The following is a 15,117-nucleotide window of genomic DNA, read 5'->3' as shown; positions in this document are numbered from 1 at the left end:
AAAAGCAGCATGCTATAATGTTGTCCAATACGAAGCAAAAGGGAGCGGTGCGAAAATGGGCGTGACAGAACATAAACGTGAGGCGAAAGCGAGGCTTTATGTGAAAGTCATTACGGTCAGTGATACAAGAACGAAAGAAACAGATAAAAGCGGTCGTCTGATGATTGATTTGCTTAAAGAACAGGGACATCTCATTCTTGCATACGATATTGTAAAAGATGACATTGGAGCGATCCAAGACGCTGTGCTAGAGGGAACAAGCGAACCAAAAATAGATGCCGTCTTGTTAAACGGAGGCACAGGAATTGCCGCAAGGGATGTCACCATTGAAGCGATCACCCCGCTTTTCTCCAAGGAGCTGCCTGGCTTTGGCGAAATTTTCCGCATGCTAAGCTATACAGAAGACATCGGTTCAGCCGCTATGTTGTCCCGGGCAGCGGCAGGGGTCGTCAATCAAAAAGCCGTCTTTGCCACACCAGGCTCTACTGGAGCTGTTCGTTTAGCCATGACAAAACTCATCATTCCAGAGCTTCCTCACGTCTTACGAGAGCTTGAAAAGGATCAAAAATAGCCCAAAATGACTCTGCCAAGAAAATTTGGCGGAGTTTTTTTCATAAAGGGGTTGAAAAAACAATTTTTCCTTGTTACAGTGTATACATACTAAATGCATGTTTATAAATTAAAACTTATTTTTATGCAAAAAACATTCACAGAATCAAAACAAGTGAGAGGAGCTTTTCAATCATGTCACAAAATAAAAAAGTCGTATTAGCATATTCCGGAGGTCTTGATACCTCTGTTGCAGTTAAATGGTTACAAGAGCAAGGATACGAAGTCGTCGCTTGCTGCCTAGACGTAGGTGAAGGAAAAGACTTAGCATTCGTTCAACAAAAAGCACTTCAAGTCGGAGCGGTTCAGTCTTACATGATTGACGCAAAAGAAGAATTCGCAGAGGAATTTGCACTAACTGCCTTACAAGCACACACGATGTATGAAGGGAAATATCCGCTTGTATCTGCATTATCTCGTCCACTTATTGCAAAAAAACTAGTGGAAGTCGCAGAGAAAGAAAATGCAGTAGCGGTTGCGCACGGATGTACTGGAAAAGGAAACGACCAAGTCCGTTTTGAAGTATCCATTAAAGCGTTGAATCCAGACCTAGAAGTTCTTGCACCAGTGCGTGAGTGGAAATGGTCTCGTGATGAAGAAATCGATTATGCACAAAAACATGGTATTCCAATTCCGATTAACTTAGACAGCCCATATTCAATCGACCAAAACCTTTGGGGCAGAAGTAACGAGTGCGGCATTTTAGAAGATCCTTGGGCTGCACCGCCAGAAGGAGCGTATGATTTAACGACGCCACTTGAAAAAACACCTGACACACCTGAAATCATTGAAATCACGTTTGAAAAAGGAAAACCAACAGCTATTGATGGTATTCAGTATTCCTTATCAGATCTTATTCTTCATTTAAATGAAGTCGCTGGTCAGCATGGGGTTGGCAGAATCGACCACGTTGAAAACCGTCTTGTAGGCATTAAATCTCGTGAAGTGTACGAATGCCCAGGTGCTGTCACACTTCTAAAAGCACATAAAGAGCTTGAAGACTTAACGCTAGTGAAGGAAGTCGCACACTTTAAGCCAATCGTTGAACAAAAAATGGCTGAATTAATATACAACGGATTATGGTTCTCACCTCTTAAAGGAGCACTAGATGCTTTCTTACAGGAAACACAACAGAACGTAACAGGTGTTGTACGTGTAAAACTATTTAAAGGCCATGCCATTGTTGAAGGACGTAAATCACCATATTCACTTTATGATGAAAATTTAGCAACTTACACAAAAGCAGATGAATTCGATCATGATGCAGCGGTAGGATTTATTAACCTTTGGGGCTTACCAACAAAAGTGAACAGCATCGTGAATAAAAAGGAGCAGGTTAAAGCATGAAAAAGCTTTGGGGAGGCCGATTTCAAAAAACACCAGAAAAATGGGTCGATGAGTTTGGCGCGTCCATTCATTTCGACAAACAATTAGTCAAAGAAGATCTGACCGGCTCCCTTGCTCATGCAAGTATGCTGAATACATGCGGTATCCTAGGCGATGACGAGGCCGCTGCCATCAAAGATGGACTGAATACGCTCATGAAAAAGGCAGAGGCAAATGAACTCGAATTCTCAGTGGATTATGAGGACATCCATTTAAACCTTGAAAAAATGCTCATTGATGAGATTGGTCCGCTTGGCGGCAAATTGCATACAGCGAGAAGCCGGAATGATCAGGTTGCCACTGATATGCATTTATATTTGAATAACCAAGTAGAGCATATCATTGAACTGATCTCTTCCTTTCAAACAGTGCTTGTGGAAAAAGCAGAACAGCACGTTGAAACGATTTTTCCAGGTTATACGCACTTACAGCGTGCACAGCCTATTTCCTTTGCGCATCATATGCTCGCCTATTTCTGGATGCTAGAGCGTGACAAAGCGCGTTTTCAAGATTCTTTGAAACGAATTAACGTGTCTCCACTCGGATGCGGAGCGCTAGCAGGAACGACATTCCCAATTGATCGTGAATATACAGCTGAGCTGCTTGGTTTTGATCATATTTACGAAAACAGCCTTGATGGCGTAAGTGATCGGGATTTCATTTTAGAGTTCTTGTCTAACAGCAGCCTTGTCATGATGCACCTCTCGCGTCTTTGTGAGGAAATCATTTTATGGTGCTCTCAAGAATTCAAATTCATTGAGCTTGATGACACATATGCAACAGGCAGCAGCATGATGCCGCAAAAGAAAAACCCGGATATGGCAGAATTGATCCGCGGGAAAACAGGCCGTGTGTATGGCAACCTGATGGGGCTTCTCACCATTATGAAAGGCTTGCCGCTTACGTATAACAAAGACCTGCAAGAAGATAAAGAAGGCATGTTTGATACAGTCAAAACCATCGCCGGCAGCCTGCAAATCTTCACAGGCATGATTCAAACAATGACAGTGAACGAAGATGTCATGAAAAAAGCAACGAAAGAAGATTTCTCAAATGCGACCGAAGTGGCAGACTACCTTGCGAAAAAAGGCATGCCATTCCGTGAAGCACACGAAATCGTTGGCAAGCTCGTGTATACATGCATTCAAAAAGGCATCTACTTAAGTGATCTTCCGTTTGAGACATTTACAGAAGCGAGCGATCTTTTTGAAGAAGACATTTACACCGTTCTTGATCCTTATGTTGCTGTTGAAAAAAGAACAAGCGCAGGTGGAACTGGATTTAAACAAATTCAGCTCGCTTTAGAAAAAGCAAAAGCCTGCCTAGCATAACTGACCAAAACCATTCGTTTATACGGATGGTTTTTTGTCTTGGGAAAAGGAGATTGATCATCATTAGAGAAGTTGAAAACATACCAGTGTTAAGCTGAAGAGGGAGTGACAGTAGTCCATGAAGAAAACGCTTCAGGCTTTGTTTGACCAGCCCATCGCCTCAGTTAAGACGTTAGGAGAACAGTACGACGGACGGGCCAATGATGTGTGGCTGATCTCCTTACAAGACAAAACGGAATATGTGGTGAAATCTCCTAAAATGACAAAAGCAGAAAGTGAATTTGTATATGGGATCAACATGATCTATGGGGTCAATGCCGATATGGGACAAGAGCATCTCGATCAAATCAATGAAAAGCTGGCTCATACGAATTCCTTTCATATTCCGGAAGTTGTTCGTAAAGTGAAGATGGCGGGGAGACATTATGATGTCATGGAAAAAGTAGAAGGAACACCTTTAACATCTTTTAAGGGACGTTCATCAGATTTCTATATGGATTACGGGAGGAAGCTAGCACATCTTCATTCACATCGAACTCACTCCTTCGGTACTATATACGGAGCAGAAAAGAGACATTTGAGTGAATTCCATGCTCTTTTAAAAAGGGCTGTGCCTAAACTTATAAGCCGCTATTACGCTGATCAGCCTGAATTTCAGTGCTATGGAGAAATGGTGCAGCAAAAGCTAGACCACCTCAGTCCTCCTGATTCAGCCAGTCTCATTTTAATTGATTTAGATCCGTCGCAATATATTGAAAAGTATGATCAAGTGACGAGTCTAGTTGATACGGAATACGTCGTATTTGGACCAGCTGCGTTTGATTTTATTGCATTGGAATACCTTTTGACGAAAGAAGCTGCACACGATGTTCAGTTGGGCTATGAAGAGATTTGCCCGCTTCCTCGTCAGCTTTATGAGGTGAGAGAATGCTACCGTTTTGTTTCGCTGCTTCTTGATATTCATGGCTCGTGGGATATCCAAAAGTGGATGAATCATCCTTCATTTTTTCATTCTAAATAGAAATAGCAGAAAGGGTTCATAAGTGCGCCAGATGCTGGTTTATAGTAAAGTAAAGATAACAAAAGAAACACATGAACTTGCAACCTTTGTTTTAGGAGGAGATTGTGTGCGACACGCATTAATAACAGCGGGTTCTAAGGGACTTGGCAGGAAAGTCACCGAGTCTTTACTGAATATGGGGTATTCTGTGACAGTAAATTATCGAAGTGATGATGAAGCTGTGCGCCAGATGAAAGAAGAATTGCAGCAATATGAAGAGAAGCTTCAATTTGTCCAAGGTGACGTGACAAACAAAGAAGATTTAAAAAATATGGTCGAGCTGGCAGCCGAGCGATTTGGGCGGATCGATGCCTTGATTAACAATGCCGGACCTTATATTTTTGAACGAAAAAAACTAGCGGATTATTCCGAAGATGAATGGTATCAAATGATGGAAGGCAACCTATCTGCTGTGTTCCATTTGTTCCGTATGGTCATCCCAATGATGAGAAAGCAAAGCTTCGGCCGAATTGTCACATATGGCTTTCAAGGCGCAGACCATGCGCCGGGATGGATGCACAGATCAGCCTTCGGAGCAGCAAAAGTGGGGCTGGCGTCACTGACGAAAACCATTGCGATTGAAGAAGCCGAAAATGGCATCACAGCCAATATGGTTTGTCCAGGCAAAATCGTTGGAGACATGAAAGAATCGACAATAGAAGAAGCGCGCCAGATGAAAGACGATGAAACGCCGATTGGCAGGTCTGGTACTGGAGAAGATATCGGGCGCATCATTTCCTTTTTATGCGATGACCGCTCTGATCTGATTACAGGAACCGTTATTGAAGCAACAGGTGGTCTTAACGTCATTCACAGACATTAAGTTTTTCAGTTTTTTATACAGGGAATAGATGAAATGAGATCAAATTCGAAAGGTGGATATACTCACATGAAAGCTACATATCACGGACATTCAGTCGTACACATTGAAACAAACGGATACCATATTTGGATTGATCCATTTTTAAATGGAAATAAGCACACAGATATCAAACCGCAAGATGTCAAAGCGGATGTCATTTTGCTCACGCACGGGCATGGAGATCACATCGGTGACACCATTGAAATCGCCAAAAACAATGATGCGCTTGTTATTGCGCCATTCGAGCTTGCCACTTATTTAAGCTGGCAAGGGGTGAAAACGCACCCGCTTTCGATTGGAGGCGGACGTGAGTTTGAATTTGGTAAAGTGAAGCTCACTCAAGCGTTCCATGGTTCTGCTATCATTGATGAAGATGCCAAAACGATTACGTATACAGGCATGCCATCAGGTATTCTATTTACCGCAGAGGGCAAAACGATTTATCATGCCGGAGACACTGCACTCTTTTCAGATATGAAGCTGATCGGTGAGCTGAATCATATTGAGCTTGCATTCCTTCCGATCGGTGATAACTTCACGATGGGACCGGACGATGCAAGAATCGCAGCCGAATGGCTTCGGGCGAAGCAAGTCGTGCCAATTCACTACAGTACATTCCCGCCGATTGAGCAGGACCCACATGCATTTGCAGACAGCCTCCATGGCGGCGTCGGTCATGTGTTAAACAGCGGAGAATCGATAGAGATTTAATCAACATAGCAAAAGGTCGGCACTCAAATGCCGGCTTTCAGCGTGTAGACAAACCCTCGCATTCATTGTCAGTCCTGCGTGCTGGTGCTCACGAATGTCAAATTCGCTCCGCGCCAGTACTCGTCCTTCCTTGACTGCAAAGGTTTTCTATCACGCTGAAAAGAAGACAAAGGGCTAAAATAAAAATCATTTTAGCCCTTTGTCAACAATCTGAAAGCCGGCACTCAAATGCCGGCTTTTTTGTTTACATGTATCGCGCTGAAAAAAAGACAAATTGCTATTAAAAGCCTCCTGCCCTTATAATGAAAGTTAGATGAAAACGCTGAAAACAAAAAGGGTGAACGGGATTGGCGACAAAGCATGAACAAATTTTATCGTATATTGATTCATTAGAAGTCGGAGAGAAAATTTCAGTCCGGCGTATTGCGAAAGAAATGAAAGTGAGTGAAGGGACCGCTTACCGGGCCATCAAGGATGCTGAAAATAAAGGATTCGTCAGTACCATTGAACGAGTTGGTACCATTCGAATTGAACAGAAGAAAAAAGAAAATATTGAAAAACTGACATATGCAGAAGTGGTCAATGTGATTGACGGACAGGTGCTTGGAGGACGAGCGGGCTTACATAAAACATTAAACAAATTTGTCATCGGAGCGATGGAGCTTGATGCGATGATGCGCTATACGGCAGCTGGAAACCTGCTAATTGTCGGAAACCGGATCAATGCCCACAGACAAGCATTAGAGGCAGGAGCAGCTGTGCTGGTCACAGGCGGCTTCTCAACAGATGATGAAATCATTCAGCTCGCAGATGAGCTTGAGCTGCCGATCTTATCGACAAGCTACGATACATTTACCGTAGCAGCTCTCATTAACCGGGCCATTTATGACCAACTCATAAAAAAAGAGATTGTGCTTGTGGAAGATATTTTAACGCCGATAGAACGAACAGTGTATTTATCACCAGAGGATAAGCTTGAAAAATGGTATGAAAAGAACTATGAAACTGGCCACGGACGCTTTCCGGTCGCAGACGACCAAATGAAAATTCACGGCATTCTCACCTCAAAGGATATCGCGGGGCATGACCGCTCCACACCGATTGAAAAGGTCATGACGAAAAACCCACTGACAGTCATTGGCAAAACCTCTGTCGCTTCTGCTGCTCAAATGATGGTATGGGAAGGCATTGAGGTGCTGCCTGTTGTAGATGATTATGCGAAACTGATTGGAATGATCAGTCGTCAGGACGTGCTGAAGGCGCTTCAAATGATTCAAAAGCAGCCGCAGGTCGGAGAAAAACTGGATGATGTTGTCTCAAGAGGGTTTAAAGAGACCGATACAGAAAAACCAAAGGCAGATGCCGTGTATCAATATGAGGTCACACCACAAATGACAAACCAGCTCGGAAACATTTCATATGGCGTGTTCACGCAAATTTTAATTGAATCCGCCAATCGCTTCTTAAAGTCTCATAAAAAAGGGGAGCTGATTGTCGAAAGTCTCTCTGTCTACTTCTTAAAACCGGTTCAAATGGAATCCACGATACAGATCAAGCCAAATATTTTAGAAGTAGGACGCAAGTTTGGAAAGCTGGAAGTGGAAGTTTATCATCAATCGAATATCGTCGGTAAAGCCATGCTGATGGTGCAACTCATGGAGAGAGGATAATCTGCTGAAAAAGACAAAGGGCTAAAATAAACATCATTTTAGCCCTTCTCTCTTATTATGCGTGATCTTTTTCGCCTTCCTTTAAAAAGAGCGGAAGGTAATGCTTGTAGGCTTTATATCCAGCCCACGTACTGCCGATACCGACAGCAACAAAAATAAATCCAATGACAAATGCGAGTGACGAGCGGTTTAAAAATAATTGATTCACACCGAAGAGCAGGACAAAGCAGCCAAGTGCCATACTGGATTTCGCCGACCAGAATTTCTTTTCGACTGGGCGGTTCGTACGTACATTCTTTGCTTTGTAGTATAAATAAAACATGGCAGAACAAATAATAAACACAATCAAAACAAGCATGTGCCAAGCCTCCATTGTAAGTGGTTACAACCCTATTTTAAACGTAAATAGGCTTGCTTACTAGAATAAATTGTCTATTTCTCACTTTTCCGTCAGGATAGATTATGATTTAATAATAAAAAGAGTATCGGATAAGAAGGAGTTTTTATGAAAAAAGAACTGATTAGAACCATATCATTATATGACACCATCATCATTCATAGACATGTAAGACCAGATCCTGATGCGTATGGATCGCAGTGCGGCCTTACGGAAATCTTGCGTGCCACCTATCCAGAAAAAAATATTTATGCGACAGGAACCCCGGAGCCAACCCTTTCATTTTTGTATGAACTTGATGAGGTGCCGGATGACGTGTACAAAGATGCCCTTGTCATTGTCTGTGATACAGCCAATCAAGCAAGAATTGACGATCAGCGCTATTCAATGGGCGACAAGCTGATGAAAATTGATCATCATCCAAATGAAGATCCTTATGGTGATTTGCTTTGGGTAGATACAGAGGCAAGCTCTGTGAGCGAGATGATTTATGAATTGTATTTAGAGGGGAAAGAAGAAGGATATCAGCTGAATACAAAGGCGGCAGAACTCATTTATGCCGGCATTGTAGGAGACACAGGCCGCTTCCTTTTCCCAAACACGACGAAAAAGACGCTCAAATATGCTGGAGAACTGATTGAATATCCATTTTCATCTTCAGACCTTTTCAATCAATTGTATGAGACGGATCTCAATGTCGTGAAATTAAATGGCTATATTTTTCAACATATTTCTTTGTCAGAGAATGGGGTCGCTTCTGTTTTCATTAAGCAGGATATTTTGGAATCGTTCCAAACGACAGCGCAGCAAGCCTCACAGCTTGTTGGAACACTTGGAAATATTGCAGGGATTAAGGCATGGGTCTTTTTTGTGGAAGAAAATGATCAGATTCGTGTTAGATTCCGTTCGAAAGGCGTCGTCATTAATACCATTGCGAAAAAATATCATGGCGGCGGCCACCCGCTTGCAGCTGGTGCGTCTATTTATGATTGGGCCGTGGCAGATGAGATTTTGCGTGATTTAGAAGAAGTATGTAAATCATCATCATGAGAGAGGGGGGCTTCAAGTCCCCTCTCTCTTTTTTTGTCATGGAGAAGAGGGTTACTTGCATACAGGGATAAACCAGCAGCCGATGTCAGTTGAATCTTCATAGGCTTGGAGATTTTGATGCTTTAATTCTTTTTTAATTAAATGAGCCATCATTTCTGTCTCAGCATAAGCACACATGCCGTCCTTGATCCGGCTTGCTTTGTCTCGTGCCATTTGACGATAGCTATAAACCTCCATTGTCCTCACCTCTTTCTGTTTTAGATCTCGTTCTACTTTTAGTGTATAAAAATTAAGGGGGAAAAGCGATCATTGAGGGCAGAAATTCATAAAAATTCCACATGATCACTTATTCAGCAAATGAAATGCGCACTTCAAGTGAAAGCTTTGTATAAATTGTCAGCTCTGTCACTTTGGCGCGGTAAGCCTTTTCCCGAATGGTATATTCTTTGTTTTCGACCGTGCGTTTTAATAATTCCTTTGTTTTATAGACACTTTCAATATCCTTTGTAATAACCTCTGAGATATCCTCCTTGACCTGATCTTCAAATTTTAGCGTATCTGGCTCTGGGATTTTATATTGCTCACGATTGACGAGATGGACATCTACGCTTTGGATCAGCAGCCGCTTCTTATTATCCTCATTTAACTTATGCAAATCTTCCCGATAGAGTGTGATTTGTTCTTTCAGACTGTCCATATGGTGCTGCTGGCTTCTCAGCAGTGTCACCTGCTTTTCCTGAAAGGTTCCGTATGTAAAGAGGAAAATGAGCCAGCTCACAATCGCGCCAAACATCATCCCCGCAAAAAAACGCTGCCAGCCTGGACGTTTGTACAGCTCCGGCACCCTCATGATGACACATGCTCCTGTGTGAGCCACGTGATAATAAGATAACCCGTTTGCGCACCGCCCATGGCAGAGACAATTAATAAAATCTGCTTGAAAATATCACGCGTGTTCCCTTCAAAAATACCTCGTTCAAAGCTATAAACAGCATCAAACGTTCCGCCGATAGCTGCGACAAGCGCCCAAATCTTTAAACGGTTGGCAAGACTCGTAATAATGGATAAAGGCGGCTGACCAGACAAATAAGCACCAACACCGCCTATAATGGCACCACCCAAAATGACCCCAAGTGCAATAAAATAACAGCTAATAAAATTTGGAATAAAAGCTTCCTTCACATCCATTTTGTCCACCTCACTCTATTCAATATATGGTGCGTGCGGGACAAGTATGAACGGACAGAAAAGAAAGAACATTTGTTTCTCATCGCATCGCGTTTTATAATGAAAGAATGACTTTAGACGAAAGGAGTGGATTAAGCATGTCTTATGTTCATCTTCAGGTCCACAGTGGATACAGCTTATTAAGCAGCGCAGCAAAAGTAAAGGAGCTTGTGCTGAAAGCAAAAGAACTTGGCTGCAAGGCGCTCGCTCTTACCGATGACCATGTGATGTATGGAACGGTTGAATTTTATAAGGAATGTAAAAAACATGGCATCAAGCCGGTCATCGGTTTAACAGCTTCTGTCTTCATAGATGAACAAGAGACAGAGGCTTATCCCTTGGTGCTCCTTGCCAAAAACAATGAAGGCTACCAAAACTTGATCAAAATCAGCAGTGTGCTGAAATCAAAATCAAAAGCTGGACTGAAAGAGAAATGGCTGAAAAGCTACCACCGCGGGCTCATTGCCATCACACCAGGCGTTTCTGGTTACATTGAAACGCTGCTTCAGCATGATCAGATAGAAGAAGCGCATGATGCGGCGAAACAATTGAAACATATTTTCGGTGAGGGACATGTATACATCGCACTTCAGCCATTTCAGCAAGACGAATCGCTTGCCTGTAAACTGAGGGACGTCTCAAAAAGTGCCGACATTCCTCTTGTTGCGACAGGAGATGTCCACTACATCAACATGGAAGACAAAACGGCCTATACGTGTTTAAAGGCTATTAAAGCAGGGCAGCAGCTGCCTGAGGTTGAGGAAGACCGAGCAGAAAAGCATTTCAGAACCTTTGAAGAAATGAAGGAATGGTATACGCAGGATACGGAGCTGCTATCAAGAACGGTGGAGATCGCAGACCGCTGTGAAGTCGATTTAAATCTTGGGCAGACAAAACTCCCATCCTATCCAACCCCTGATCAATCAACAGCAGATCAGTTTTTACGCAAAGTGTGTGCAGAAGGGATGAAGCAAAGAAAGATTGCTTCAAATGACGCGTATGTGAAAAGACTTGAGTACGAACTGAGCATTATCCAAAAAATGAATTTCAGTGATTATTTTCTCATCGTGTGGGATTTTATGAAGTATGCCCATGACCAAGGCATTGTCACAGGGCCGGGCCGTGGATCGGCAGCAGGTTCACTTGTTGCATATGTTTTGTTTATTACAGATGTTGATCCGCTCCGTCACGGTCTGTTATTTGAGCGTTTTTTAAATCCTGAGCGAATCAGTATGCCTGATATTGATATTGATTTCCCCGATACGAGAAGAGATGAAATCATTTCTTATGTAAAAGATAAATACGGAGACATGCATGTGGCGCAAATTGTCACGTTTGGAACCCTTGCAGCAAAAGCAGCCTTAAGAGATGTCGGGCGTGTGATGGGGATTGATTCAAAGGCAGCGGACCGTCTTGCAAAGCTGATTCCATCAAAGCCAGGAACGACGCTGAAAGAAGCGCTAGCTGCATCTCCTGAATTAAAAGCAATGCTCCAGCAGTCCGAAGAGCTCAGGCAAGTCTTTCAAACTGCTTTAAAGGTAGAAGGCTTGCCAAGACATACCTCGACACATGCAGCCGGCGTTGTGCTGAGCGAGGAGCCGCTGACAGAGATTGTTCCTATTCAAGACGGTCATGATGGTGTGTATTTAACGCAGTATGCGATGAATTATTTAGAAGATCTTGGGCTTTTAAAGATGGATTTCTTAGGACTAAGGAACTTAACCTTAATTGAATCCATTAAAAACCAGATTGAAAGACAGGAAAACGTCCACATTAACTTTAGTGACATTTCATATGAAGATCAGAAAACATTTGAATTGTTATCAGCGGGAGATACGACTGGGATTTTCCAGCTTGAATCTCAAGGAATGCGTCAGGTGCTGAGACGCCTTAAGCCCTCTAGTTTAGAAGACATCGTGGCAGTCAATGCCCTCTATCGCCCAGGTCCAATGGAGAATATCCCGCTTTTTATCGAACGAAAGCACGGCAGAGTCAAGGTCTCTTACCCGCATCCTGATTTGTATGACATTTTAAAAGACACATATGGGGTCATCGTCTATCAGGAGCAAATTATGCTGATTGCAGCGAAGATGGCAGGCTTTCAGCTTGGCGAGGCAGATCTATTAAGAAGAGCTGTTTCGAAGAAGGATAAAAAGGTCCTTGATGAAGAGCGGAGCCATTTTGTTGAAGGATGCCTAAAAAAGGAGTATCCTGTTAACATTGCAAATGACGTTTATGACTTAATCGTCAAATTTGCAAACTATGGTTTTAATAGAAGCCATGCTGTTGCATATAGCATGATTGGCTTTCAGCTTGCTTACTTAAAAGCGCATTATCCGTTATATTTTATGTGCGGACTTTTAACGAGTGTGATTGGAAATGAAGACAAAGTCGCTCAATATTTCTATGAGGCAAAGGAAAAAGGGATATCTGTGTTGAAGCCTTCTATTAATAAGAGTGAATTTCCATTTACGGTTGAAAAAGGGGAGATCCGCTACAGCTTAAGAGCGATCAAAAATGTCGGAGTGTCAGCTGTAAAGGATATATACAGGGCAAGACAGGAAAAGCCGTTTGAAGATTTATTTGATTTTTGCGCAAGAGTATCAGCAAAGAGTGTCAACCGAAAAACGATTGAAGCGCTCATTTTTTCAGGGGCGATGGATGAGCTTTATCCAAATCGTGCTTCGTTATTGGCATCAATAGATATTGCATTAGACCACGTGTCATTTTTAAATCCAGATGATCAGCTCGACTTTCTAGGGGATACAACCTTCTCCATTAAGCCAAAATATGCGGAGATAGAAGAATTGCCGCTAGTCGATCTCCTGCAATTTGAAAAAGAGGCACTTGGACTATATTTATCAAATCATCCTGTACAAGCGTACCGAGATCGCTTAAGAGAGAATGGTGCAGTGGAAATCATCAGACTTTCTTCCTATATAAAGCGAAAGGTCTCAATGGGTGGTCTTTTGACAAAAGTGAAATCGATTCGAACAAAAAATGGACAATCGATGGCATTTATCACATTTGGGGATGAAACGGGAGAAATGGAAGGCGTCGTCTTTCCAGAGCAATTTAGAAAGCTGTCCCCCTTACTTGAGGAGGGCGCCATGCTTTATGTTGAAGGCAGAATAGATGTCAGAAATGACAGCAGCCAGATCATCGTGCAAGAAGCCGTTCTGCTTGAAGAGATGGGCACACAAAGAAAAGAGTCTGTCTACATTCGGGTGAAAGAAGAAAATCATACGCAGGAGCTGCTAGAGCAAGTAAAGCGGGTGATCTCGATGCACAGCGGAGAAGCAGATGTCTATTTGTATTATGAGAAGCAAAAAAAGACAGTGAGACTTCCAGATGCATACAAAGTTCATGCAGATCATGCTGTCATTTTCCAGTTAAAAGAGCTGCTCGGTGAACAAAACGTTGTGATTAAATGATGACAAATCGCCTGAATATGTTTTACAAATTCACCTATTGTGTTATCATTTTAAAGATTCTGTGTATTTAAAACTGCCAGTATGTGCTTATCAACTTAGCAATTCATTAAATCATTTTCCACTTGAAGGAGTGTTCATCACATGTCATTAAGAGAAGAAGCATTACATATGCACAAAGAGAATCAAGGCAAACTTGAATCAAAATCAAAAGTACAAGTGAAAAATGCGAAAGACTTGAGCTTGGCTTACTCACCTGGTGTTGCAGAACCATGTAAAGATATTTATGACGACACAAGCAAAGTGTATGATTATACAATGAAAGGCAATATGGTCGCTGTTGTCACAGACGGAAGTGCTGTTTTAGGGCTTGGAAATATTGGTGCAGAAGCATCTCTTCCAGTCATGGAAGGAAAAGCTGTATTATTCAAAAGCTTCGCTGGCGTTGATGCCTTCCCAATCGCGCTTGCGACAAACGATGTAGACAAAATCGTTGAAACAGTAAAGCTTCTTGAGCCAACGTTTGGCGGTGTCAACCTTGAAGATATTGCAGCTCCAAACTGCTTCATTATCGAAGAGCGCTTGAAAAAAGAGACAAACATTCCAGTGTTCCACGATGATCAGCACGGAACAGCGATTGTGACAGTAGCTGGACTTGTAAATGCACTGAAACTGTCTGGAAAATCAATGTCCTCTATCAAAGTGGTGGCAAACGGCGCTGGAGCAGCGGGAATTGCGATTATCAAGCTTCTATATCATTTCGGTGTACGTGATATCATCATGTGTGATACAAAAGGCGCAATTTACGAAGGCCGCCCGAACGGTATGAATGCAGTGAAAAACGAAGTGGCTAAATTCACGAACCAAGACCGTAAAGAAGGTTCATTAGAAGAAGTGATTGAAGGCGCTGACGTCTTCATTGGGGTTTCAGTAGCAGGCGCTCTAACAAAAGAAATGGTTGGCAAAATGGCAAAAGATCCTGTCATCTTCGCAATGGCGAATCCTAATCCAGAGATCATGCCAGAAGATGCACATGCAGCAGGCGCAAGTGTTGTAGGAACTGGCCGTTCTGACTTCCCGAACCAAGTAAACAACGTACTGGCATTCCCAGGAATTTTCCGCGGAGCATTAGATGTACGAGCAACTCACATTAACGAAGAAATGAAAATTGCAGCCGTTGAAGCAATTGCTTCTCTTGTTTCAGATGATAAATTGTCAGCTGAATACGTCATCCCTGAACCATTTGATGCACGTGTAGCACCAGCGGTAGCAAAAGCAGTAGCAAAAGCAGCAATGGAAACTGGTGTTGCAAGAATCAAAGTCGACCCAGAAGAAGTCGCTGAAAAAACAAGAAAATTAACGATTATCGGCGAATAATCAATT

At 42.6% G+C, this 15,117-nt stretch carries 14 protein-coding genes; 10 read left to right on the top strand and 4 right to left on the bottom strand.

Features of this window, described 5'->3' with window-relative positions:
* Positions 1–55 precede the first annotated feature (55 nt).
* From NSQ36_RS13440 to NSQ36_RS13410, 7 genes are all read left to right on the top strand, one after another.
* Entirely contained in the window at positions 56–571 is a 516-nt protein-coding gene (locus tag NSQ36_RS13440) for a MogA/MoaB family molybdenum cofactor biosynthesis protein (RefSeq protein ID WP_034620671.1), read from the top strand.
* Positions 572–744: 173 nt separating this feature from the next.
* A complete protein-coding gene (locus NSQ36_RS13435; protein ID WP_003216486.1) occupies positions 745–1,956 on the top strand; it encodes an argininosuccinate synthase in 1,212 nt (403 codons plus the stop codon).
* Positions 1,953–3,326 (top strand): argininosuccinate lyase, encoded by a 1,374-nt coding sequence (argH, locus tag NSQ36_RS13430; RefSeq protein ID WP_003216440.1) that lies wholly within the window; start codon positions 1,953–1,955, stop codon positions 3,324–3,326. The genes NSQ36_RS13435 and argH overlap by 4 nt, the downstream gene beginning before the upstream one ends.
* A gap of 118 nt (positions 3,327–3,444) precedes the next feature.
* Positions 3,445–4,347, top strand: coding sequence for a phosphotransferase (locus tag NSQ36_RS13425; protein WP_050943581.1), 903 nt, complete (start codon positions 3,445–3,447; stop codon positions 4,345–4,347).
* A 106-nt stretch (positions 4,348–4,453) separates the two neighbouring features.
* Entirely contained in the window at positions 4,454–5,209 is a 756-nt protein-coding gene (locus NSQ36_RS13420) for an SDR family oxidoreductase (protein ID WP_050943582.1), read from the top strand.
* 66 nt (positions 5,210–5,275) lie between these two features.
* Positions 5,276–5,959, top strand: a complete 684-nt coding sequence (locus NSQ36_RS13415) for a metal-dependent hydrolase (RefSeq protein ID WP_050943583.1) — start codon at positions 5,276–5,278, stop codon at positions 5,957–5,959.
* A 347-nt stretch (positions 5,960–6,306) separates the two neighbouring features.
* On the top strand, positions 6,307–7,629 hold the full coding sequence (locus tag NSQ36_RS13410; RefSeq protein ID WP_003216834.1) for a CBS domain-containing protein: 1,323 nt from the start codon (positions 6,307–6,309) through the stop codon (positions 7,627–7,629).
* 55 nt (positions 7,630–7,684) lie between these two features.
* On the opposite strand, the gene NSQ36_RS13405 is transcribed toward NSQ36_RS13410, so the two are convergent.
* Complete coding sequence (locus NSQ36_RS13405; RefSeq protein ID WP_003216665.1) at positions 7,685–7,987, bottom strand: YtpI family protein; 303 nt, start codon at positions 7,985–7,987, stop codon at positions 7,685–7,687.
* 147 nt (positions 7,988–8,134) lie between these two features.
* On the opposite strand from NSQ36_RS13405, the gene NSQ36_RS13400 reads away from it, so the two are divergent.
* Positions 8,135–9,076, top strand: a complete 942-nt coding sequence (locus tag NSQ36_RS13400) for a bifunctional oligoribonuclease/PAP phosphatase NrnA (protein WP_044139298.1) — start codon at positions 8,135–8,137, stop codon at positions 9,074–9,076.
* Positions 9,077–9,127: 51 nt separating this feature from the next.
* Here the strand turns inward: NSQ36_RS13400 and NSQ36_RS13395 are convergent, their stop codons facing one another.
* From NSQ36_RS13395 to NSQ36_RS13385, 3 genes are all read right to left on the bottom strand, one after another.
* The gene (locus tag NSQ36_RS13395) at positions 9,128–9,313 is read right to left on the bottom strand and encodes a hypothetical protein (protein ID WP_003216400.1); all 186 of its coding nucleotides are present in this window, start codon (positions 9,311–9,313) and stop codon (positions 9,128–9,130) included.
* A 109-nt stretch (positions 9,314–9,422) separates the two neighbouring features.
* Positions 9,423–9,926, bottom strand: coding sequence for a sporulation membrane protein YtrI (ytrI, locus tag NSQ36_RS13390; RefSeq protein ID WP_003216226.1), 504 nt, complete (start codon positions 9,924–9,926; stop codon positions 9,423–9,425).
* Positions 9,923–10,264 (bottom strand): YtrH family sporulation protein, encoded by a 342-nt coding sequence (locus NSQ36_RS13385; RefSeq protein WP_034661856.1) that lies wholly within the window; start codon positions 10,262–10,264, stop codon positions 9,923–9,925. Before NSQ36_RS13385 ends, ytrI begins: the two co-directional genes overlap by 4 nt.
* A 137-nt stretch (positions 10,265–10,401) precedes the next feature.
* On the opposite strand from NSQ36_RS13385, the gene dnaE reads away from it, so the two are divergent.
* Complete coding sequence (gene dnaE / locus NSQ36_RS13380; RefSeq protein ID WP_251190227.1) at positions 10,402–13,737, top strand: DNA polymerase III subunit alpha; 3,336 nt, start codon at positions 10,402–10,404, stop codon at positions 13,735–13,737.
* A 141-nt stretch (positions 13,738–13,878) separates the two neighbouring features.
* Positions 13,879–15,111, top strand: a complete 1,233-nt coding sequence (locus NSQ36_RS13375; RefSeq protein WP_003216785.1) for a malic enzyme-like NAD(P)-binding protein — start codon at positions 13,879–13,881, stop codon at positions 15,109–15,111.
* Positions 15,112–15,117 lie beyond the last annotated feature (6 nt).

The sequence above is a fragment of the Bacillus sp. FSL W8-1143 genome (genome assembly GCF_037965155.1).
GTDB classification, from domain to species: Bacteria; Bacillota; Bacilli; order Bacillales; family Bacillaceae; genus Bacillus; species Bacillus pumilus.
This window is presented reverse-complemented; position numbering and strand designations above follow the sequence as displayed.